The organism is Mesorhizobium sp. WSM4311 (assembly GCF_002295115.1).
GTDB lineage: Bacteria > Pseudomonadota > Alphaproteobacteria > Rhizobiales > Rhizobiaceae > Mesorhizobium.
Genome location: NZ_NSFV01000003.1, coordinates 456,146 through 476,612 on the forward strand (window position 1 = coordinate 456,146; position 20,467 = coordinate 476,612).

General features: G+C 63.6%; 19 protein-coding genes, 1 pseudogene and 1 riboswitch. Of the genes and pseudogenes, 10 read left to right on the top strand and 10 right to left on the bottom strand.

Going from position 1 to position 20,467, the window contains the following annotated elements; all coding sequences use genetic code 11:
* Positions 1–6 precede the first annotated feature (6 nt).
* Positions 7–1,992 carry a TadE/TadG family type IV pilus assembly protein gene (locus CK226_RS09485; protein WP_179296317.1) on the top strand — a complete coding sequence of 662 codons (1,986 nt, stop codon included), beginning with the start codon at positions 7–9 and terminating at the stop codon, positions 1,990–1,992.
* Positions 1,993–2,195: 203 nt separating this feature from the next.
* The gene (locus CK226_RS09490) at positions 2,196–2,828 is read left to right on the top strand and encodes a LysE family translocator (protein WP_032929773.1); all 633 of its coding nucleotides are present in this window, start codon (positions 2,196–2,198) and stop codon (positions 2,826–2,828) included.
* A 23-nt stretch (positions 2,829–2,851) separates the two neighbouring features.
* Here CK226_RS09490 and CK226_RS09495 read toward each other — a convergent pair whose 3' ends face one another.
* The 3 genes and pseudogenes from CK226_RS09495 to CK226_RS09505 all read right to left on the bottom strand — a co-directional run bounded on the left by CK226_RS09495 (position 2,852) and on the right by CK226_RS09505 (position 5,174).
* Entirely contained in the window at positions 2,852–3,715 is an 864-nt protein-coding gene (locus tag CK226_RS09495) for a dienelactone hydrolase family protein (protein WP_245437702.1), read from the bottom strand.
* Between the two features lie 88 nt (positions 3,716–3,803).
* Positions 3,804–4,628 (bottom strand): DUF2189 domain-containing protein, encoded by an 825-nt coding sequence (locus tag CK226_RS09500; RefSeq protein ID WP_095770552.1) that lies wholly within the window; start codon positions 4,626–4,628, stop codon positions 3,804–3,806.
* Between the two features lie 172 nt (positions 4,629–4,800).
* Positions 4,801–5,174, bottom strand: a pseudogene (locus CK226_RS09505) (VOC family protein).
* Positions 5,175–5,417: 243 nt separating this feature from the next.
* Between CK226_RS09505 and CK226_RS09510 the strand changes: the two are divergent.
* Both CK226_RS09510 and CK226_RS09515 read left to right on the top strand, forming a co-directional pair.
* Positions 5,418–6,641: a TadE/TadG family type IV pilus assembly protein gene (locus CK226_RS09510; protein ID WP_095791667.1), complete on the top strand. Its 1,224-nt coding sequence runs from the start codon at positions 5,418–5,420 to the stop codon at positions 6,639–6,641.
* A gap of 78 nt (positions 6,642–6,719) precedes the next feature.
* Complete coding sequence (locus tag CK226_RS09515) at positions 6,720–7,235, top strand: CAP domain-containing protein (protein WP_095788364.1); 516 nt, start codon at positions 6,720–6,722, stop codon at positions 7,233–7,235.
* A 94-nt stretch (positions 7,236–7,329) separates the two neighbouring features.
* On the opposite strand, the gene CK226_RS09520 is transcribed toward CK226_RS09515, so the two are convergent.
* From CK226_RS09520 to CK226_RS09530, 3 genes are all read right to left on the bottom strand, one after another.
* On the bottom strand, positions 7,330–8,862 hold the full coding sequence (locus CK226_RS09520; protein WP_095791668.1) for a DHA2 family efflux MFS transporter permease subunit: 1,533 nt from the start codon (positions 8,860–8,862) through the stop codon (positions 7,330–7,332).
* A gap of 309 nt (positions 8,863–9,171) precedes the next feature.
* Positions 9,172–10,350: an HlyD family secretion protein gene (locus CK226_RS09525; RefSeq protein ID WP_095791669.1), complete on the bottom strand. Its 1,179-nt coding sequence runs from the start codon at positions 10,348–10,350 to the stop codon at positions 9,172–9,174.
* Positions 10,347–10,820, bottom strand: a complete 474-nt coding sequence (locus CK226_RS09530; RefSeq protein WP_095770558.1) for a MarR family transcriptional regulator — start codon at positions 10,818–10,820, stop codon at positions 10,347–10,349. The genes CK226_RS09525 and CK226_RS09530 overlap by 4 nt, the downstream gene beginning before the upstream one ends.
* Positions 10,821–11,039: 219 nt before the next feature.
* Here CK226_RS09530 and CK226_RS09535 point away from each other — a divergent pair, with 219 nt between their 5' ends.
* From CK226_RS09535 to CK226_RS09560, 6 genes are read left to right on the top strand one after another with little or no spacing between them, the layout of a single operon-like run.
* On the top strand, positions 11,040–11,648 hold the full coding sequence (locus CK226_RS09535; RefSeq protein WP_095770559.1) for a CDP-alcohol phosphatidyltransferase family protein: 609 nt from the start codon (positions 11,040–11,042) through the stop codon (positions 11,646–11,648).
* Positions 11,649–11,688: 40 nt separating this feature from the next.
* Positions 11,689–13,470, top strand: coding sequence for a bifunctional alpha/beta hydrolase/class I SAM-dependent methyltransferase (locus CK226_RS09540; RefSeq protein WP_179296340.1), 1,782 nt, complete (start codon positions 11,689–11,691; stop codon positions 13,468–13,470).
* A gap of 13 nt (positions 13,471–13,483) precedes the next feature.
* Positions 13,484–14,824: a phosphatase PAP2/dual specificity phosphatase family protein gene (locus CK226_RS09545; protein WP_095791670.1), complete on the top strand. Its 1,341-nt coding sequence runs from the start codon at positions 13,484–13,486 to the stop codon at positions 14,822–14,824.
* The gene (locus CK226_RS09550; RefSeq protein ID WP_095788359.1) at positions 14,821–15,264 is read left to right on the top strand and encodes a hypothetical protein; all 444 of its coding nucleotides are present in this window, start codon (positions 14,821–14,823) and stop codon (positions 15,262–15,264) included. Before CK226_RS09545 ends, CK226_RS09550 begins: the two co-directional genes overlap by 4 nt.
* The gene (locus tag CK226_RS09555) at positions 15,261–15,923 is read left to right on the top strand and encodes a lysophospholipid acyltransferase family protein (RefSeq protein ID WP_095770563.1); all 663 of its coding nucleotides are present in this window, start codon (positions 15,261–15,263) and stop codon (positions 15,921–15,923) included. The genes CK226_RS09550 and CK226_RS09555 overlap by 4 nt, the downstream gene beginning before the upstream one ends.
* Positions 15,923–16,858, top strand: a complete 936-nt coding sequence (locus CK226_RS09560; RefSeq protein WP_095770564.1) for a phosphatidate cytidylyltransferase — start codon at positions 15,923–15,925, stop codon at positions 16,856–16,858. The genes CK226_RS09555 and CK226_RS09560 overlap by 1 nt, the downstream gene beginning before the upstream one ends.
* 82 nt (positions 16,859–16,940) lie before the next feature.
* On the opposite strand, the gene CK226_RS09565 is transcribed toward CK226_RS09560, so the two are convergent.
* Genes CK226_RS09565 through CK226_RS09580 form a run of 4 tightly spaced genes read right to left on the bottom strand, consistent with a single transcriptional unit; the run spans position 16,941 to position 20,126 of the window.
* A complete protein-coding gene (locus tag CK226_RS09565) occupies positions 16,941–17,990 on the bottom strand; it encodes an iron ABC transporter permease (RefSeq protein ID WP_179301006.1) in 1,050 nt (349 codons plus the stop codon).
* Positions 17,990–18,937 carry an ABC transporter substrate-binding protein gene (locus CK226_RS09570; protein WP_095791672.1) on the bottom strand — a complete coding sequence of 316 codons (948 nt, stop codon included), beginning with the start codon at positions 18,935–18,937 and terminating at the stop codon, positions 17,990–17,992. The genes CK226_RS09565 and CK226_RS09570 overlap by 1 nt, the downstream gene beginning before the upstream one ends.
* Positions 18,938–18,984: 47 nt before the next feature.
* On the bottom strand, positions 18,985–19,773 hold the full coding sequence (locus tag CK226_RS09575; RefSeq protein WP_095791673.1) for an ABC transporter ATP-binding protein: 789 nt from the start codon (positions 19,771–19,773) through the stop codon (positions 18,985–18,987).
* Complete coding sequence (locus tag CK226_RS09580; protein WP_245437703.1) at positions 19,770–20,126, bottom strand: DUF1636 family protein; 357 nt, start codon at positions 20,124–20,126, stop codon at positions 19,770–19,772. The genes CK226_RS09575 and CK226_RS09580 overlap by 4 nt, the downstream gene beginning before the upstream one ends.
* A gap of 131 nt (positions 20,127–20,257) precedes the next feature.
* A riboswitch (cobalamin riboswitch) is annotated at positions 20,258–20,464 on the bottom strand.
* Positions 20,465–20,467 lie beyond the last annotated feature (3 nt).

Here is a 20,467-nt window from a genome sequence, read left to right on the forward strand (position 1 = left end):
CAAGTCATGCATGAACTTTGGCGTCAGTTCCGCCGCGACAGGCGCGGCAACTATGCTCTTATGACTGTTGTGGCGATGGTGCCGCTGATGGGTGGCCTGGCGATCGCGGTCGACTTCACGGAAATGAACCGCGAAAAGCAGATGGTGACGAATGCGCTCGACGCCGCCAACTTCGCTACGGCGCGCCGGCTGACGGAAGGCGCGACCGATGACCAGCTGAGAGCCTATGCGCTCGACTTCTTCAATGCCAATCTGAACGATATCGATCCGGCCAGCGCGACGCTCAACGTCACCTTGCCCAGCAACACCAGCGGCGGCGGCCTGCTCACTATGACGGCGCAGCTGGCCTACAAGCCCTATTTCTATCCTGCCTTCGCCCAGCTCGTCGGCAAATCGGCAACCGATGCGAACCAGAAGATCAACTTCAGCGTCACCTCTCAGGTCAGGCTGAAGAACACGCTGGAAGTTGCCCTGGTGCTCGACAATTCCGGATCGATGACCACGCTCGGCACGGGCTCGGGGCAAAAGCGCATCGACCTTCTCAAGACCGCGGCCAAACAACTGGTCGACACGCTGGCCCAACAGGCGGTCATGATCAAGCAGGTCGACAAGCCGGTGCAGTTCGGCCTCGTGCCCTTTGCCGCTTCGGTCAATGTCGGCCCCGCCAATGGCAACGCCTCGTGGATGGACACGGAGGGCCTGTCGCCGGTGTCGAACGAGAATTTCGACTGGTCGACCCTGAACGCGGCCAACAAATATGCCCAGCAGACCAACGGCATCTGGTACAAACGTGGCACCGGCTGGGGCAGCGAGGAAGGGCAGATGCTGACCCGGTTTTCACTCTACCGGGACATGAAGGTCGTCACCAACCACGAGCGTGTCGTCAACAGCAAGCGGGTGGTTTGCGACGAGTACAATTCGAACAACACCTGCAAACGCAGCCACGACGAATATGACTACATCGATTCCTACGGTCCGTTCGCCAGCTGGCAAGGCTGCGTGGAGGCCCGGCCCTATCCCTACAATGTCAACGACGCTTCGCCGTCCGGCGGCTCGGCCAACACAGGCATAGGTGTCGGCGATCCGGCAACGATGTTCGTGCCGATGTTCGCTCCGGACGAACCCGGCAACCACTGGAAGCTCACGCAGGATCCCGACGAGGCCGCCCCGGTGACCTACGGCTCGGTGAACAGCTGGTGGAACGACGATCCTACGAGCAGCACCGGTCAAGCGCGGCTGCGAAACATGGCCAAATATTTCCAGCCGCGGCCGATCGATGCGCCGGCGCTGCCCGCCGGCAACGGCCCGAACTACAGCTGCACCACCAATCCGATCACACCACTGACCGATGTGAGCGTCGCCGATGGGGCCACCGCGATCAAGGCGGCTATCGACCTGATGCAGCCGAATGGCGGCACCAATGTTCCCGAGGGCATGGCGTGGGGCTGGCGGGTGGTCTCAAGCGGCGAACCGTTCACGCAAGGGCGCCAGGAAACGGAAAAAGGCAATGACAAGGTGGTGATCGTGCTGACCGACGGCGCCAACACCTACTACACGCCGTCCTCGCTTGGCTATTCGGACCCCGCCGACTCGAAATCGACCTATGCGTCCTACGGCTATCTCAACCCCGGCTACAACGGCACCTCGGTCGGCCGCATGTTCATGGGCACGTCGGGCGCCATCGGTCAGTTCGACTATTCGAACGGCAACTACACCAATGCGCTCAACGAGCAGATGGCAACGCTTTGCAACAACGCCAAGGCGGCCAACATCATGGTGATGACGGTAGCGCTCGACCTGTCGACGACCAAGGCCAGCGACAAGCTGGCGATCGATGCGCTGAAATCCTGCTCGTCGGACTCGCGCTTCCGCAAGGACCCGACGGATCCGAGCAAACCGGCGAAGCTGTTCTGGAATGCGACCGGCGCCAGCCTGTCGAACGACTTCAAGGAAATCGGCAACGAACTGTCTAACCTGCGGGTGGTCGGCTAAGGCGCCGCGTCGAACGGCGCTTTGGGTCCTTCTTCATGCATGTCGTTGTCCCGAAACCGGAGGCACTTGAAACGACATGCAGCAACCGCTTCTCTGGCGTAACGCCTGATGCCGGCAAGCCCTTGCGGGCGCCTGCCGTGACAGGCAGATATTGGCTGCTCGCGGGATGGCACATCGATCGCGGGCGTGCTTGGGGACGAACAATGCCGGATACCGCCAACCATATCGCCTTCGCGCTGGTCTGCCTCGGCATGGTGCTGACGCCAGGCCCGAACATGATCTACCTGATCTCGCGCTCGCTGTCGCAAGGGCCGAAGGCTGGACTGATCTCGCTTGGCGGGGTCGCGGTCGGTTTCCTGTTCTATGTGCTGTCGGCGGCGTTCGGCATCACCGCGCTGCTGCTCGCCGTGCCCTATGCCTACGACGCGCTGCGCTTTGCCGGCGTGCTCTATCTCCTGTGGCTTGCCTGGCAAGCGGTGAAGCCGGGCGGACGTTCCCCGTTCCAGGTGCGCGATCTGCCGAAAGACCGGCCGCGCAAGCTGTTCGCCATGGGGCTGATGACCAATCTGCTCAACCCCAAGGTGGCCGTTCTCTATCTGTCGCTGCTGCCGCAATTCATCAGCATCGGCAAAGGCCATGTGCTGTCGCAGCTATTGGTTCTGGGCGCGACGCAGATCTCAATCAGCCTGACCGTCAATGCCATCATCGCGGTGACGGCCGGTTCGATCGCCACCTTCCTTGCCGGACGGCCATTGTGGCTGGTCATCCAGCGTTGGATGATGGGAGGCGTGCTGACGGCGCTGGCGTTGAAGATGGCGACCGACGCACAGCGCTGATATCCAGGCGCCGGGCCTCGTTCCTAGCCGCTGAAGGCTTTTTTCAAAAAAGCACGAACGTCGTTTATGGATCGATCGGCCGCGGCCGCGTTGTACTCCACCCGATGGCCGTAGGCCGCGGTTCCGACCTTGAACTCCGGGGCATCAAATGCATGGCGAGCCCCCTCGTAGACGTTCAGAAGGACCGGGCTTCCCTTGCCGTTGCGCCGAGCCATCATCTCTCGGCACTTCTCGGCGGGGCTGAAATCGTCAAGCTCACCGGCCAGAATCAAGGTCGGGACCGCCATGTCGCCATTTGCTACGGAACAATTTGGATAGTAGGCAATCGCCGCCTTGAATTTGCGTTCCGCCAGCCGCTCGGCGCCACCAAGTTGCACGGCCTCGAGCGTTGCTATCCCGCCAGCGGAGAATCCCAGCAAGGCTATACGCCGCGGATCGACAAAACTGTGTTTCGACAGGAACTCCTCGGCCCCGTAGGCATCGTAGACACGATCAGCAAGCACGCCGCGATCACACGTCTCGTGAATGCCGCGCGTGCTGAAACTGTCGACAACGAGTACGACGTAACCCCAGGAGGACAGTCGGTCAGGCCAAGTTTGCCTGTCATTCGAGAGCACACCCGCGCAGCCGTGGAGAAGTACTATCGCAGGAAACGGTCCATTACCCTGAGGTTGCGTCAAATACCCCCTAAGCGGCGTGCCGGGAACAGCTTCCAGGACCTTGCCGCTTGCCTGGGCATTGCGCACCTGAAAAGGCGTTGGCGTTATCGCGGCACTTTCAAATTGCACCATCTGGCTGGCATCCGCATGCGCGGCGTTGTGCCCTGCGGTGCCGAAGCAGGCCAGCCAAACGATTCTTTTCACAAGCCCCAGCATCTTGCGTGCCATCGGCAGACTCCGGCCATTGGGTGCCAGCGACGCCCTTGGCCGACGTTACAGACTTGGGCGTCCGCCTGGTTGCCGGAGATATGGTTTCCTACATCGGCCGGCGGATCGGCCGGATCTGCGCCGGCTCGACTACCTTGCGGTAGAGGTGCCAGGTGGCATGGCCCAGGATCGGCATAACCACGGCCAGACCGGCAAACAGCGGGATGGAGCCGATCACCAGAAGCACGGCAACCAGCAGGCCCCACAGCGCCATCTGCAACGGGTTTGCCATCACCGCCCGGGCCGAGGTTTCGATTGCCGAGACGGCACCGACATCACGGTCGAGCAGCAACGGGAAAGCGATCACCGTCGTGGCCAGCACCACCACGGCAAAGACAAACCCGGCCGCATTGCCAAGCAGTATCAGGGTCCAGCCCTTGCCCGTCGTCAGCACGTCGCGGACAAAGGCGCCGATCGAGGCCGGCGGCTGGTCGCCGAACAGGCCGGTGTAGATCGATTGCGCGGTGTACAGCCACAATAGAAACAGCGCAAACAGCATGACGCCGATGACCGCGATCGACGGCAATGCCGGCGAACGGCGCACATCCAGCGCATGGCGCCAATTCGTGTTCATGCCGAGTTCGCGCCGGCGGCTGATTTCGTAGAGCCCGATCGCGGCGAAGGGCCCGACCAGGGCAAAGCCCGACATCAGGGGATAGACCAGCTGAATGGCGTTGGAACCCGAGCTCCACTGGGTAAGGATCAGGCCGACGATCGGGTAGATCAAACACAGGAACACGTAGTGGGACGGTTTTGCCCAGAAATCCCCGGCGCCGAGCCTGAGCGCGTCCCAGAGATCCGCCGTGGTGATGCGGCGCACCGCGGGCTGCACATGCATCCCGTGGGCGTCCGCCATGACATGAAAGCCGGCCATAACCATCCTCCCGTGTGTCGGGGGCGGTCACCGCCGTGATGGCCGCCCGCAGCTGCCACTAGTAGATGTGGCAGCATAGCCGATTTGCCAGGGGTTGTCGCCGAATCGATGATCTTGGTCGGGTCCTCACGGGATTGTCATCGCCTGCCGGCAAAAGCCGGGCGCGCGGAACCTACTGCCGCGCGTTGAAGACCGCCTCGATATGATGGCCGTCCGGATCGACGACGAAGGCGGCATAATAATGCGGACCGTAATCAGGCCGCAGGCCCGAGCAAGTGCCGCCGCATGAAATTGCGCGATGCTTTGACGATCCGGGGCGGCGAAGGCCAGATGAAAACCCCGACCAGGCGGGCGCTGCCCTTTCGGGCGAAGTTTTATCGCCAGCTTGTCGCCGCCGCCAGGAATCCCGTAGCCCACCGCCTGGTCGGGCTCGCCGGGCCTCAAATCATCCCAGACCCTGACATAGCCGAATGGCGTCAGCACGGCGTCGTAGAAGGCCGCCGAGCGCTCGATGTTGGAGACGCCGAAAGAGACGTGGTGCAGCATGTCCTGGAAAATCCTCGTCCTTGGCTGCTGTCGACCGCTTCGTTTGTGCCGGCAGCCAGTGCTCAATTCACGGAACGTGTTCAACCAGACGGCCGAACATCCGGAAATCATGGTGCCCTTGAGGGCCACGTTTGGCGAGCCGCCTCGCCTCATTTTAGAACCCATGCATTTTAGTAATTGCTTAAATTACTCTTAGATATCCCGAGCGTATCACCTGGGCATTGCAAACCTTGGCGGCGGACGATGTTCACATTGAGAGGCTTCTGGCTTTCGAAGCGCGGCAACTTTGCCATGGCGACAGCCATAGCGATGCTGCCGATAATGGTTGTGGTGGCCGGCGCGATCGATCTGACAGGCACGAGTGACGACGCCGCGCAATTGCAAAACTCGCTGGACGCGGCTGGACTTGCCGTCGGCACGAAGTACCTGCCCAGCATGGCCGCAAGTGATGTTGAGGCACTTGGGTCGACATTCTTTGCGGCCAATTTGAGCCTCGCCGACCAGCAGGAATACGCAGACAGCGTCTCGGCTTTTTCGGCAACCGCCAGCGGCGATCCGAGCGCCTATTACATCTCGCTTTCATCCAGCATCAACCGTCCGAGCTTCATCAATGGCGCGACCCCGTGGCCAGCTCACCGCTCGGCCACGGTCAAGATGAATCCCGGTGCGCAGGCCTGCGTTCTGGCGCTCGATCCACATGCGTCGGCCGCGGTAAGCCTACAGGGCTCGACCGATGTCTCCATGAGCAGTTGCGTCATCGCGGCAAACTCGGATGCGTCCGATGCTGTCAGCAGGGGCGGTTCCGCGCAGATTTCGGCGGGCTGCGTCTCGACCGTCGGCGGCACTTACGGGCTTTCGCCGCCCAGCGCCAATCTCACCTGCGGAGCCCCGCTCGAACATCAATATGCATCTTTCGATCCTCTGGCGGACGTTGTTCCTCCCCCTTACACATTGTGCCTGCCGGTCCCGAACGGCAGAACCTATACGCTGTCGCCTGGAACCTATTGCGACAAGACGTTGTCGGGAAACATCACGCTCAATCCGGGCGTCTACATCTTCCGAGGCGTCACCCTAAAACCCGGCGGCAATGGCAGCCTGACCGGTCAGGGCGTGACCTTATTCCTCGTGGAGGGCTCACAGATCATCATAAATGCCAATGAACAGGTGAACCTGTCCCCGCCCACCAGCGGTCCCTACGCCGGCATCACCATTTTCGAGAACCGCGGCAACACCTCGGCCCTGACGCTGAATGGCGGTGCAAATTCCGCGATCAGCGGGTTCGTCTATGCGCCGGACGCGGCGATATCCTTTGTCGGCAACTCGGATATGAGCGGTCAGGGCGATTGTCTGAGGCTTGTTGGCTCCACCGTGCAGATGACCGGAAACTCATCCATCAAAACCGACTGCACCGCCGTGTTTGGAAATCGCGAGATGTATGCCAGCCGCCTCATCACGCTTGTGAAATGAGAGGCCAACCTGCATTTCCATCTCGGATTTTACGGCCCTGCCCGGCAAAAGCCATGATCGCCATTATGTCAGGTGGGCATGATAATCGCGAAAACTGCAAACTCCCCAATCCCGCATCCGAACTGGCGCACGTTGCTCAAGGTCGCCGGCCTTGCAGCCATTGCCGCGCTTTCCGCCTGCAGCACCGTCTCTGTACCGACGGGCGAAGGTGCCGGCGTCTCTTCCTCCGCCACGGCTACTCTGTCGGGCTTGCGCGCCTCAGCCGGGCTCGGCCCGCTGACGCCGGACGCCCAGCTCGAACAGGCGGCGCTGCAGCAGGCCGGCTATATGGCGTCGCGCGAGCGCATGAGCCACACCACGGGCTGGGGCAAGGATTTCGCATCGCGGATGAAGGACAATGGCGTGCGGGGCGCTGCGGCCGAGAACATCGCCGAAGGCCGCTTCGACCAGCAAAAACTGTTCGACATCTGGATGCATTCGCAGGGCCACCGGCGCAACATGCTCGATCAGGATTTCAGCCGCTTCGGGCTCGCCTATGTCCGCGACGGACGTGATCCCAACCTGCGCTATTGGTCGCTGGTGCTCGGCAGGTAGCGTCTTGCCAAGGCCGCTTCGGCTATTTCGCCAGCACCAACCGGCACGCCAATCCCAGTCCATCTAGACGGCAGGCGGACCGCCCGCCCACGGCTCAGTCCATATGCGCTGCAGGCGCGCCGCCGGCCGGACCAGCCTTTGGCTTGCGCAGCAGGAAGACGAACGGGATGGCGGCCAGCGTCATCACCATCAGTATTTTGAAGTCATTGACGTAGGAGATCATCATCGCCTGGAGATTGACCATGCGATCGACCTCCGACAGTGCCATCAGATCGCCGCCCGCGGCGGCCGGCGAGACGGCCCAGAGATTGGGATTGAACGGACTGATGAAGGCCGAAAGCTCGGCGTGGTTGATTTGCGTGTTGCGCACCAAGAGCACCGTCACGACCGAGACGCCGATCGACGAGCCGAGATTGCGCACCAGGCTGAAGAGCGCGGTTGCGTCGGTGCGGTAGCGCGCGTCGAGCGTGGCGAAGGCGACCGTCGACAGCGGCACGAACACCATTCCCATGCCCAGGCCCTGGATCACGCCGGAGCTGATGATAAGCCAGTTATCCATCTGCGGGGTGAAGCTCGCCATGGTGTAGAGCGACTGCGCGGTCAGCAGAAAACCGATGACGACGAGAATCCTGGCGTCGATCTTTCCCATGATGCGCCCGACGACGAGCATCGAGATCATCGTGCCGATACCGCGCGGACCGATGACGATGCCGATGGTGATGGTCGGATAGCCGAAGATGGTCGACAGCATCGGTGGCAGCAGCGACATCGAGGCCAGGATGAGCACACCCATGACGAAGATGAACGCCAGCCCGGTCACGAAATTCTGGTCGAGGAAAATCTTCGGATCGATGAAAGGATGCTCCGCGGTCATCGTGTGAATGATGAACACCCAGAAGCCGGTGATGGCCAAGCCGAGTTCGATCCATATCTCGACCGAGGAAAACCAGTCGACCTCGCCGCCGCGATCCAGCATCAGCTGCAGCGCGCCGACGCCGAGCGATATCATGGCGAAGCCGAAGAAGTCGAAGCTGCGCACCCGCCGGGCAATGGCCGGTAGATAGGCCGCCATGCCAAGGAAGGCGACGATGCCGACCGGCAGGTTGATGAAGAACACCCAGCGCCAGTTGAAATTCTCGGTCAGCCAGCCGCCCAGAGTCGGGCCCAGGATCGGCCCCAGCATGATGCCGGCGCCCCAGATCGCCATTGCCTGGCCGTGGCGCTCCTTGGGATTGATGTCGAGCAGGAATGTCTGCGACAGCGGTACGATGGCGGCGCCGAACACGCCTTGCATCAGCCGGAACAGCACAATGGTTTCAAGGCTCCATGCCAGGCCGCACAGCATGGAGAAGATGGTGAAGCCGACCACCGCCGTCAGGAACAATTCCTTGCGGCCGAAGCGGTCGGCCAGCCAGCTGGTGACCGGCGTCATGATGGCTGCGGCGACGATATAGGAGGTCAGCACCCAGTTGATGTTGTCCGGGGAGGCGCCGAGGTCGCCTGTCATGGTCGGCAGCGCGACATTGGCGATGGTGGTGTCGAGCGCCTGCATGATCGTCGCCAGCATGAGCGCAACCGTGATCAGGCCGCGATGCGGCACTTCTCGAAATGGCTCTGGCGTGCTCATGATGCGGAACTTCCAGCAGGTAACAAAACCGTGTACACAGGGGTTTCCGGGCGGCAAAAGCCTTCCGTTGAGAGACCTTCATCGCGGTGGGACGCGATTATCGATGTGGGGGTTACATCGACCGAAAGTCTCTGATGAGCGGATGCCTGCCGCCCGGAAACACGAGGACCGAAGGGTCCGTGTCGAAGAATTCAGATTTCAGCCAGGCCGCGACGCGGCTTGAACCGACGCTGATCCTTCTCACTCCTCCCCTCAGACCAATCCTTGGCTGTCCGCTTCACCTGCCTGGCGCCGTGGACTTCCGCCGACTTACTGCACGACCTCGCCAGCCGTGGCGTGGCCGAATATGGCGGGAAAGCCGCGGGCAACGCCGGTATCGACGGTGACCGAGGCGCTCATGCCGGTCCGCAGCGCCATCTTGGCGTCGGGATCGGTCAGTTCCAGTCGCACCGGGATGCGTTGCGTGACCTTGACCCAGTTGCCGGTGGCGTTCTGGGCTGGCAGCAGCGAGAATTCTGCCCCCGTTCCCGCACCGATCGCCTTGACCGTCGCCTCGAACGTCTTGCCCGGATAGGTATCGACGACGATCTCAGCCTTCTGGCCCGGCTTCATGTTGGTGAGCTGGGTTTCCTTGAAATTGGCATCGATCCAGGTGTCGTTGGTCTCGACCAGCGAAAACAGCGGCGTGCCGGAGCCGACGAACTGGCCGACCTTGAAGGACGAGGCCTGGGAGATGACGCCATCGGCGGGCGCCTTCACCGTGGTCCGCGCCAGGTCGTAGGCGGCCTTGTCGCGCGCGGCGAGCGCGGCCATCACGGTCGGATGCTTGTCGGTTTCGATATCGGGGTTGCCGCCGAGCGCGGCCTTGGCGCTGATGATGCCCTGCTGGGCGACGGCGACCTGCTGCTTTGCCTTGTCGAGGTCGTTGCGTGCCTCGTCCAGAGACGATTTGGCGTTGATGCCCTTCTGCGCGAGATCGGCGGCGCGGTCATACTGCGACTGGGCGTAGTCGACCTCGCTGCCGGCGGACTTCTCCTGTGCCATCGACTGGCTGTATGCGGCGCGCAGCTGCTCGACATTGAGGCGCGCGGCGGCAACCGCGGCGTCGGCCTGGGCAAGCGCGATCCGGTAAGGCTCGGGATCGATGGTGAACAGAAGGTCGCCCTGCTTGACCATCTGATGGTCTGATATGGCAACCTGGACGATGCGGCCAGCCGTGTCCGAGGCGATCGACACCTTGGCCTGCTGCAGATTGGCGTTCTCCGTCCCCTGATAGCGGCCGCCGGTCACCCAGACATAACCACCACCGATGACCAGCGCCGCCGGCAAGACAAGCATCAGGAGGAAGCGGCCCATGCGGCGCTTCTTCTTCGTCGCCGGAACCGGCCCCGCGGGCGGAGCTACCGCGACGGGAGCGGCGGCCGGCTGGGCCGGGGCTTCCATCTCGACCTTGGCGGCGTTTTCGTCGACTTTGGCTACCGCGTTCATGCTGCTGCGCCTTTCGTAGGCTCGATTTTTTCCGAGGTATCGCCGTCGGCGAGGTTCTGCGCCATCGCATCGAGCGCCCTGATCAGGACGCGACGGTCCTCCGGCGAAACGCCGACGAGCGATTCCTCATAGACTTCGCCGGCCAGGCTCTTGACCTCGGCATAGGCGGCGCTCGCCTTGGCCGTCGGAAAGATCATGCGTACGCGGCGGTCGGCGGCGTCGGCGCGGCGCTCGATCCAGCCGCCCTCCTCCATCCGGTCGACGAGGCGCGAGACGCTGATCGGCTCGATTTCGAGCAACTCCGCGAGCCGGGCCTGGGTAACGCCCTCTTCCTTGGCGACGCGCACCATCAGGCGCCATTGCGCCGACGACAGGCCGAGCCCGCTGGCACGCGTCTCGAAACGCTTGCGCATCAGGCGCTGCACGTCGTGGATCAAAAATCCCAATCTGTCGATGCCGTCGGAAACCATGAGCGGTATATATAATAAGCGTGCTTACTATTCAAGCGCCACGTCGTTCAAAAGCCGGCAAATATGCATGCCCACCGTGAGCGTCGACGATTGGTCGACGCCTCAGCAACCGATGCGCGGCAGCCGGGCAGCGAGAGTCGCTGTTTTGGGCGCTGCAGCCGCTGGTCGCACATGACATATTGATGTACAGCCGCAGGTCAGGATCGGGGGATCGACGCCATGCCGACGCTTTACGCGCTCAAGCCGGCTTTCCAGGGAAGACTGCGGCCGTTGGTCAACCAGCTGGCGGCGAACGGCGTCACCGCAAACAGCATCACCATCCTGGCGGCCCTGATGTCGATCGTGGCTGGAGCGGCCATCGCGACCCTGCACGAATGGCGCTGGCTGCTGCTACTCATTCCCGTGGTGCTGTTCGTGCGCATGGCGCTCAATGCGGTGGATGGCATGCTGGCACGCGAACATGGCCAGGCTTCGACGCTCGGCATGTATCTGAACGAGATTTGCGATGTCGTTTCGGACCTGGCACTCACCTTGCCTTTCGCGGCCTTTGCGCAGTTCAGCGCATGGGGCGTCATCGCCTTTGCCATCGCCGCGGTGCTGGCCGAGTTCGCCGGCGTGCTCGGCATCGCCGCCGGGATCGGACGCAACTATGCCGGTCCGTTCGGCAAGAGCGACAGGGCGCTGGCGCTGGGCGTGGTGGCGGTCCTGTGCGCTGCCGGGCTGTGGCCGGTATCCATCGCGCCTTTTGTGTTTCCGGCCATGGCAACGCTTTCGCTGCTGACCGCCATAAACCGGATACGCGCCGGTCTTATTGGCAGCGCCAGCTGAGCACCGGGGGCTCGCAATGCCGCCAGAGGGGAAGACGATGATGCACGGACCAATTGCAGCGGTTGCGGAGAGCCCTGGGCGGCAGGCACAAGAGCGTGTCTTCCACAGCCATGACGGAACGGAAATCTTCTACCGGTTCTGGCCGGCGGCCTCCGCCGACGCCAAGGGCGCGGTGGTGCTCTTCCATCGCGGCCATGAACATGGCGGCCGCATGGCCCATCTCGTCGACGAACTGCAGATGCCGGATCATGCCTTCTATGCCTGGGATGCCCGCGGCAATGGCCGTTCGTCCGGCGAACGCGGCTATGCTCCGTCCTTCTCGGCGCTGGTGCGCGACATCGACTGCTTCATGCGCGAGATCGCCGCCAGGGATGGCTTCGCCACGCAGGACATCGCGCTGATCGCGCAGTCCTTCGGCGCCGTGCTTGCCGCCGCCTGGGTGCACGACTATGCGCCGAAACTGCGCGCCATGGTGCTGGCCTCGCCGGCCTTTTCGGTCAAGCTCTACGTGCCCTTCGCCAAGGAGGGCATCGCGCTCTGGCAAAAGCTCAAGGGCCGTTTTTTCGTCAACTCCTACGTCAAGGCGAAATTCCTGACCCACGATCCCGTGCGCATCGCCTCCTTCGAGAGCGATCCACTGATCACGCGGCCGATCGCCTCCAACATCCTGGTCGAACTCTACCAGCATGCCGCCCGCATCGTTTCGGACGCCCGCGCCATCACCGTGCCGACGCAACTTCTGCTTTCGGGAAGTGACTGGGTGGTGCGCCACGCCCCGCAGCACGAATTCTTCGTCAATCTCGGTAGCCGGACCAAGGAGCGCCACGTGCTGCCGGGTTTCTTCCACGACACGCTGGGGGAGCGCGACCGGGCGCAGGCCCTCGACCTGATCCGGCCGTTCCTGGCCAGGCAGTTCACGGCGCGCGATGCACCGGTTGACCTGAAGCAGGCTGACATCGCCGGCTACACGCGCGACGAGGCCGACAAGCTTGCATCGCCACTGGATCTGTTGTCGCCCAGGGGCTTCTATTGGGCATTCAGCCGCGCCTCCATCCGCATGGGCGCCTGGGTCTCGTCGGGCATGAAGGCCGGCGTCACCACCGGCTTCGATTCCGGCTCAACGCTGGACTATGTCTACGAGAACAACGCGCGAGGGCTGACGCCGCTTGGCCGCTTCGTGGACCGCATCTTCCTGGAGGCCATCGGCTGGCGCGGCATCCGTCAGCGCAAGCTGCATCTGGAAGAACTGATCGGCACCGCGCTGTCGACACTCAAGGCCGCCGGCCGCGCCGCCCACATTCTCGACATCGCCGCCGGCCACGGCCGCTATGTTCTCGATGCGATCGTGAAGAGCCCCGACCAGCCGGCAAGCGTGCGCCTGCAGGATTATTCCGACCTAAATGTCGGGCTTGGCCGCAAGCTGATCGCCGAGCGGCAATTGCCGGCCAGCATCTCGTTCCAGCGCGCCGACGCTTTCGATGCCGACATGCTCGCCGCTATCGATCCGGCGCCGGACCTCGCCATCGTTTCGGGCCTTTACGAACTGTTCTCCGACAATGCCATGATCGCGCGCTCGCTTGGCGGACTGGCCCGCGCCATGCAGCGGGGCAGCCTGCTCATCTACACCAACCAGCCCTGGCATCCGCAGCTCGAGATGATCGCGCGCAGCCTGACGTCCCATCGCGGCGGACAGGCATGGGTCATGCGCCGGCGCACGCAAGGCGAAATGGACCAGCTCGTCGAAGCCGCCGGTTTCGAGAAGCTCGACCAGCGCATCGACCAATGGGGCATCTTCACCGTCTCGGTCGCACGGCGCCTGTAGGACCAGCCGAGGCATGCCGACTAACCCCGACGCTTCGCAACCCGCAGCCATCCTCGCCGCCGAACCCTATGGCCGTGTGGTCGTCAGGGCTGCATTGTGGCTGGCGTTCCTGGCGCCGTTCTTCTACCTGACCTATGGCTTCGCCAACTGGCTGGCGTCGCGGCGCGACGATGTCGGCAGCATCGTGTTCTCCTGGGAACACAGCATCCCGTTCGTCGCCTGGACCATCCTGCCCTACTGGTCGATCAACCTGTTCTACGGCCTGTCGCTGCTGCTTAACGACAACCGGCAAGGGGTCGACCGCCTGGCCGGCCGCTATCTCACAGCGCAACTCGTCGCCGTCACCTGCTTCATCCTGTTCCCGCTGACCGCGACGTTCGTGCGGCCGGAAACGACCGGCCTGCCGGGCTTCATGTTTGCCGTGCTTGGCGGCTTCGACAAACCGTTCAACCAGGCGCCCTCGCTGCACATCGCCCTGCTGGTGATCATCTGGGACCATTGGCGCCACCGGCTCGGTCGCCTTCTCCTGCCGCTCTGGCACGGCTGGTGCTTCCTGATCGGTGCCTCGGTGCTGACGACGTGGCAGCATCATTTCATCGACATCCCGACTGGTGCGCTGCTCGGTCTTTTCGCGCTCTGGCTGTTTCCGCGCAACGGCGAATTGCCGTTTTCAGATGCCCGGCTGACCAACGATGGGAAAGCCCGCCGGCTGGCACTGTTCTATGCACTGGGCGCCGTCCTTGCGCTGGCTGCCGCCGCGTTCGGCGCGCTCTTTTCAGCCGTCGCGCTCTTCCTGCTTTGGCCAGCCTTGGCGCTGGCCATCGTCGCGCTTGCCTATGCCGGGGCCGGCCCGAAAGTGTTCCAGAAATCCGCGGATGGCAGCATCACGCTCGCAAGCCGCATCCTGCTCTTGCCGTACCGACTTGGCGCCAGAATAAACATTCGGGCCTGGACGCGTAATCTTGCTCCGCAGGTGGCGGTTGCCGACGGCGTCTTTCTCGGGCGTTTTCCCACGGCAAGCGAGGCCAACGGCTTCGGCACGGTCATCGACCTCGCCGCCGAACTTGAAAGGCCGGCGGGAGCGACTTGCCGCTGGATCGCCTTTCCGATGGTCGACCTGTTGCCGCCGCCGTTGATGATGCAGCAGCAGGCAGCCGGCGCGCTGGAGAAAGCGCGCCGCGACGGCACGGTGCTTGTCTGCTGCGCGCTCGGTTTCCAGCGCAGCGCCGGCGTCGTTGCCGAATGGCTGGTGGCGAGCGGCAGGGCCAGGACACCGGCCCTGGCCCGCGAGATGCTGAGCGACGCCGGCCGGCCGGTCCATCTTGTCGGGGCAACGGAGCGGGCGGCATCATGACCGGCAATGCCTATCAGCAAAGCACCGATCGCTTCGCCCACCTGTTGATGCGGCAGGCCGCGTGGCCGGCCGCACTCGTTCTGGCCGCGAACATGCTGGCGCCCTTGGCCGCCCGGGCGCGCGGCGCCTTCGAGACCTTGCCCGCGGCCGTGGCGCTGTCGCTCGCTGCCGTCAGCGCGGTTGCGGTGCTGGCGCTGTCGGCCCTGCTGGCATTCGACGCGCTGCTGTTCCGGCTGATGGCCAGCCATGACGACGAGGCTTCCGCCGGCGCCGCGGTGGATGACATGTTGGCGCGCATGCGCCTGAAGCCGCTGCCGCCTTCCGCACGTTCGCTCGACGAACGCATGGCCGGCACGCGCCGGCTGCTGACCAGGCAACGCATAGCCCTTGGCCTGTTCGTGGCGATGCTTCTGGCGGCCGGATTTTGGGCGCCGCGATGAACAAGCTCTCGCTCAAGACCTTCACCCTGCTGCAGACGGCGACCTCCGTCGGCCTCTCGGCGCTTGCCTGGGTGGTGACCGGGGTGCGTCCGATCTGGAATGGCAGTCTGCCGTCGGACAAGCAGCGCATCTATTTCGCCAACCACACGAGCCATGGCGACTTCATCCTTTTGTCGGCGTGCCTCAACGAAAAGGAGCGCGCGATCACCCATGCCGTGGCTGCCGGCGAATATTGGGGAAAATCGCGGCTGCGCCGCTTCATCGCCGAAGACATGCTGTCGTCCGTGCTCATCAACCGGCAATGGACGAAGCCCGAGGAAAACCCGATCGAGATCATGCTGTCGGTTCTCGACCAGGGCCATTCGCTCATCCTGTTTCCCGAGGGCACCCGCAACATGACCGACGAGCCGCTGCTGCCTTTCCGCTCCGGGCTCTACAATTTGTCGATGGCACGGCCGCAGGTCGAGTTGATCCCGTGCTGGATCGAGAACATGTCGCGCGTGCTGCCCAAGGGCCAGTTCCTGCCGGTCCCGCTTTTATGCCGCGTCGTCTTCGGCGCGCCGGTGGCGATTGCCCCCGGCGAAGAGCGGCGCGCCTTTCTCGAGCGAGCCCACGCCACGCTTCTGGCGCTCAACCCGCGTCCCGAACGAGACGATTGATGCGCCACGACATCTCCATCCTGATCATCGGCCTGCTGGCGGTGCTGACGACCGCCAGCATCGTGGCCGCGATACTTTCGGCACGGGCGCCGAAGCCACTCAGCTCGACTCTGGTCAATCTCACCCAGCGTATCAATGCCTGGTGGGTGATGGTCGCACTGATGACGGTCGCCTTCTTCTTCGGCCGGTACGGCCTGACCATCCTGTTCGCGCTGATTTCCTTCGCCTCCCTGCGCGAATTCGTGACGCTGACGCACACGAGCCGGAGCGACCATTGGGTGCTGCTCGGCATGTTCGGTATCATCATCCCGTTTCAGTACTGGCTGGTCTGGACCGCCTGGTACGGGCTCTTCGTCATCTTCATTCCGGTCTATTGCTTCCTGCTGATGCCGGCCATCACCGCGTTGCATGGCGACACCGAACGCTTTCTCGAGCGGATCGCCGCGCAGCAATGGGCGGTGATGATCTCCGTCTATTGCGTCAGCCATGTTCCAGCGCTGCTGACGCTCGATGTGCCGGGCTTCGAAGGCCGCAATTTGTTGCTGATCGCCTTCCTGGTCATCGTCGTGCAAGGCAGCGACGTGCTGCAATACATCTTCGGCAAGCTGTTCGGAAAACACCGGTTTTCGCCGACCGTATCGCCGTCGAAAACCTGGGAGGGCCTGATCGGTGGAGTGGTGTCGGCGAGCCTGCTCGGCGCTCTTCTGTCGTTCGTGACGCCATTCACGCCCCTGCAGGCGGCGTGTGTCGCCTTCGTCGTCTGTTCGATGGGGTTTCTGGGTGGGCTGGTCGCCTCGGCCATCAAGCGCGACCAGGGCGTCAAGGACTGGGGCCATCTGATAGAAGGCCATGGCGGCATGATGGACCGTACCGACAGCCTGATCTTCGCTGCCCCCATCTTCTTTCACATCGTGCGCTATTTCTGGACGGTCTGAGACGGCAAGCTCTGGCCTCTTTGTTTTAACGCAATTCCGGACGGAAAACCGCTTCACACTTTTCCTGAAATTGCTCTTGCGGTCAGAGCCGGTTTCTCACGACCAGCGTGACGACGAAGAAGGCGCCGAGCGAGCTGGTGATGATGCCGATCGGCAGTTCCTGCGGCGGCAGCAGGGTTCGCGCCAGAAGATCGCTTGCCAGCAACAGCACCGCCCCGAACAGCGCACAGCTGGCGATCAGGCGCAGATGCAAGGGACCGGCCAGCGGCCGCGAGAGATGCGGGATCATAAGCCCGACAAAGCCGATGACGCCGGCGACCGAGACGAGAATTGCCGTCGAAAAGGCGGCGACGAGAAACGTCGTCCTGCGCATCCGCGCCACCGGCACGCCAAGGCTTTCGGCGGCACTTTCACCCGCCAGGAAAGCGTCCAGCCTGCGGTGGTTCCACAGCCCGTAGGCTGCAATCGTGCCGGCGCCCAAGGCGCCCAGCCAGACATTGTCCCAGCGCGCCAGCCCGAGCCCGCCCATCGTCCAGAACAGCACCGAATGGGCGGCGCGCTGGTCGCCGGCAAAAACCAGATAGTTGGTCAAGGCCGTGAACAGGAAGGAGACGGCAAGGCCGGCGAGGATCAGCCGTTCGGGTCCCTGCCCCCTCACCCGCGCGACCAGCAGCAGGACGATGCAGGCGGCCAGTATGCCGCCGGTGAAGGCAGCGACCGGCAAGGTCCAGATGCCGAAAGTGTCACCAAAGACGGTGATGACGGAAACGGCACCGGCCGCCGCCCCCGACGACAGGCCGAACAGGAAGGGATCGGCAAGATCGTTGCGGGTCACCGTCTGCAGCAACGCGCCTGTTATGCCGAGGCCGCCGCCGACACACACCGCCAGGATCGTGCGCGGCAGCCTGAGATCGACGACGATCTTGCCGACCGGGCCAGACACCTGGTGTTCGTTCAATCCGACGGCCTGGCCAAGCGAGGCGATGACGTCGGTGAGTGGGATCAGCGTCGAACCATAGGCGATCGACAGCAGCACGAGGCCGACGATCGCCATCGTGCCCGCCACCATCGCTAGCGCGAATGCCTTGTGTCCCGAAAGCGCGCCGGATTTATGCCCAGGGGCAACAAGCATCAGAACGCTTCCGGATGCATCGCCCTGGCGATCTTGCCGATCGCCTCGATGTTTGCCGGCCCGGGCGTCAGTTCGGCATAGCGCAGCGCCACGAAGCGCTCGTTCTTGACCGCGTCCGTCTCCTTCATCGCCGGGTGCGCCTTCAAGAAATCGAGCAGTTTCTTGTAGCCGCCGCCATCCTGGTAATCGAGCAGGATGAGGAACTGCGGATTGCGCGACGCCACGGTTTCCCAGTCCGTGTTGCCCCAGCTGGTGTCCATGTCGGCCATGATGTTGTCGCCACCCGCCGCCGTGATCATGGCGCTCGGAATGGCGAATTTGCCTGCGGTGAACGGCTTGTCCTCGCCTGAGTCATAAAGGAATACCCGCGTCCCCTTTCGGTCGCCAACCTTGGCGATGATTTCCGCGAGTTGCGCCTTCCAGCCGGAGACAAGCTTCTCAGCGTCCGCGTCCTTGCCGAATATCTTGCCCAGCTTTTCGACGTCGCCATAGAGCAGGTCCATCGAGGCGGCCGAGCGGTTCTTGTCGAGATGGACGCAGCTTTCGGTCAGCACCAGCGTCTTGATGCCGTGCGAGGCGAGCGTGTCGGGCGTCACGTCGCCACCCGGCTTCATGCCATAGTACCAGCCGGCGAAGAAGAAATCGGGCTCGACGGCGACGAGGTTTTCGAGCGTCGGGTATTTGGGCGCCAGTTCCGGGATGGAACCCTGCTCGGCCTTGAACTCGGGGCCGACCTTGTACCATCCGGTGATGCCGGTCAGGCCGACGATCGACGGCTGCAGCTTCAGCGCGAAGGCCATTTCGGCCATGTTGAGATCATGGATGACGGCGCGCTTGGGTGGCGCGTCGAAGGTCAGCGGCTTGCCGCAGCTGTCGACGGTGACCGGGAAGGCGAAGGCTGCCGGGCCCAGCAGCAAGAAGACGAGCGACAGGGCGAGGCGTTTCACGGATTTTGCTCCTTGGCTGAACAGTGTAGGATGAGGGATGGGCTCGATCAGGAAGGCGGCGCGGCGCGGTTCGGAACATCGAACACCATGAGTTCGCGGTCTTCGGTCGGATGGCGCAGGCGAAACACGTCGACGCCGAAAATCTCGCGGATCAGCTTTTGCGTCAGCGCTTCGCGGGGTGCCGCCAGCGCATGCAGCCGCGCCTCGTTCATCACCGCGACCCTGGTGGCGAAGGGCGCCACCAGAGCCAGATCGTGCAGCACGGCGATCACCGTCATGCCGAAGCCGGCCACGAGCTCGAGCAGCTCGCCGCGGGCGCGCGGATCGAGATGGTTGGTCGGCTCGTCGAGGAACAGCACTTTCGGTTGCTGCGCGATGGCGCGCGCCAGTTGGGCGCGCTGGCGTTCGCCGCCCGACAGCGAGCCGATGGTGCGGCCAAGCAGCGGCAACAGGCCGGTCCGGCGCAACGCGTCGACGACGATGTCGCGCTCCTCGCTCCTTCGTCTCAGGCCGGCATGCGGGACGCGGCCGAGCTCGACATAGTCGATCACCGCCAGCCGCGGGTCCGGCTGGTCGGTCTGGCCGACGACGGCGATATGCAGGGCCCGCTCGGCGGTCGCGATACGGTCCAGGCGGCGCCCGCCAAGCTTCACCTCGCCCGCACTTGGCCTGAGCATGCCCGACAGCATGCGCAGCAGCGTGGTCTTGCCGGCGCCATTGGGGCCGATGATGGCAAGGCGATCGCCCGAGGCCACCGACAGGCTGACGGTGTGGACCAGATGCCGGCCATTGACCATGGCGCTGAGGTCGCGCGCTTCGAGGAGTGGCATTGTCATCGGCTGTTGCCCGGAAACTTGGCCGGCCCGGGAATGCGGGCCAGTGTCTTGCCGGCCAGTCGCGGCGGACGTTGTCCGGAATTGCACCAGCCGTCGGCGAGCGAGGCGTAAAGTCGGGCAAATCGCAGGAGATCGCCGGCGTCGGCCTCGGCGTCGATGGAGCCGAAGAGATAGGAGGCCTTGCCCGGCGCCTGGAAGGCCACCGTCAGCGGCCGCGCGCAGCCCGCCATGCATTCGACGCCTTCGACCGTGAAGCCATGCGCCACGGCGGGTTCATGGCAGGCTGCGAGCCGGGAGCGCAAATCGACGCACAGGCTTTCGCCCGACCTGATGCCGGTCGGACGTCGCGGCAAAGCGTGCACACGATGATACGATGATCGATGGCGCCGTCCAACTTTCCGTCACTTTCAAAACTGGCGACGGAAGGATGTTGGCGAGCCGGCCGACAAGACCGACGTCCACGCCTCCTCCCGGCACACCCCGTCCGGTCAACTCAGTTGATGGCAGGTCTCCTGGCTCGCGGGTCTCGGCGCAATCCAGCCTTCCCAGCCTTGCCGGCCAGTGGCATGTCGGATCTTGCTCACCGCTTACAGTTGCGGGGGCAGCCACGGCCTCGACCTTTTGAGGTCTCACCGTGTTCCCTTTTCACCCCTTGCCTTTCGGCGCGGGGACCATCACGCACCCACCGTAGATT

Coding starts and splice junctions, on each gene's coding strand:
- CK226_RS09485 (WP_179296317.1), top strand. CDS start 7: ATGCATGAACTTTGGCGTCAGTTCCGCCGCGACAGGCGCGGCAACTAT.
- CK226_RS09490 (WP_032929773.1), top strand. CDS start 2,196: ATGCCGGATACCGCCAACCATATCGCCTTCGCGCTGGTCTGCCTCGGC.
- CK226_RS09495 (WP_245437702.1), bottom strand. CDS start 3,715: ATGGCACGCAAGATGCTGGGGCTTGTGAAAAGAATCGTTTGGCTGGCC.
- CK226_RS09500 (WP_095770552.1), bottom strand. CDS start 4,628: ATGGCCGGCTTTCATGTCATGGCGGACGCCCACGGGATGCATGTGCAG.
- CK226_RS09510 (WP_095791667.1), top strand. CDS start 5,418: ATGTTCACATTGAGAGGCTTCTGGCTTTCGAAGCGCGGCAACTTTGCC.
- CK226_RS09515 (WP_095788364.1), top strand. CDS start 6,720: ATGATAATCGCGAAAACTGCAAACTCCCCAATCCCGCATCCGAACTGG.
- CK226_RS09520 (WP_095791668.1), bottom strand. CDS start 8,862: ATGAGCACGCCAGAGCCATTTCGAGAAGTGCCGCATCGCGGCCTGATC.
- CK226_RS09525 (WP_095791669.1), bottom strand. CDS start 10,350: ATGAACGCGGTAGCCAAAGTCGACGAAAACGCCGCCAAGGTCGAGATG.
- CK226_RS09530 (WP_095770558.1), bottom strand. CDS start 10,820: ATGGTTTCCGACGGCATCGACAGATTGGGATTTTTGATCCACGACGTG.
- CK226_RS09535 (WP_095770559.1), top strand. CDS start 11,040: ATGCCGACGCTTTACGCGCTCAAGCCGGCTTTCCAGGGAAGACTGCGG.
- CK226_RS09540 (WP_179296340.1), top strand. CDS start 11,689: ATGCACGGACCAATTGCAGCGGTTGCGGAGAGCCCTGGGCGGCAGGCA.
- CK226_RS09545 (WP_095791670.1), top strand. CDS start 13,484: ATGCCGACTAACCCCGACGCTTCGCAACCCGCAGCCATCCTCGCCGCC.
- CK226_RS09550 (WP_095788359.1), top strand. CDS start 14,821: ATGACCGGCAATGCCTATCAGCAAAGCACCGATCGCTTCGCCCACCTG.
- CK226_RS09555 (WP_095770563.1), top strand. CDS start 15,261: ATGAACAAGCTCTCGCTCAAGACCTTCACCCTGCTGCAGACGGCGACC.
- CK226_RS09560 (WP_095770564.1), top strand. CDS start 15,923: ATGCGCCACGACATCTCCATCCTGATCATCGGCCTGCTGGCGGTGCTG.
- CK226_RS09565 (WP_179301006.1), bottom strand. CDS start 17,990: ATGCTTGTTGCCCCTGGGCATAAATCCGGCGCGCTTTCGGGACACAAG.
- CK226_RS09575 (WP_095791673.1), bottom strand. CDS start 19,773: ATGACAATGCCACTCCTCGAAGCGCGCGACCTCAGCGCCATGGTCAAT.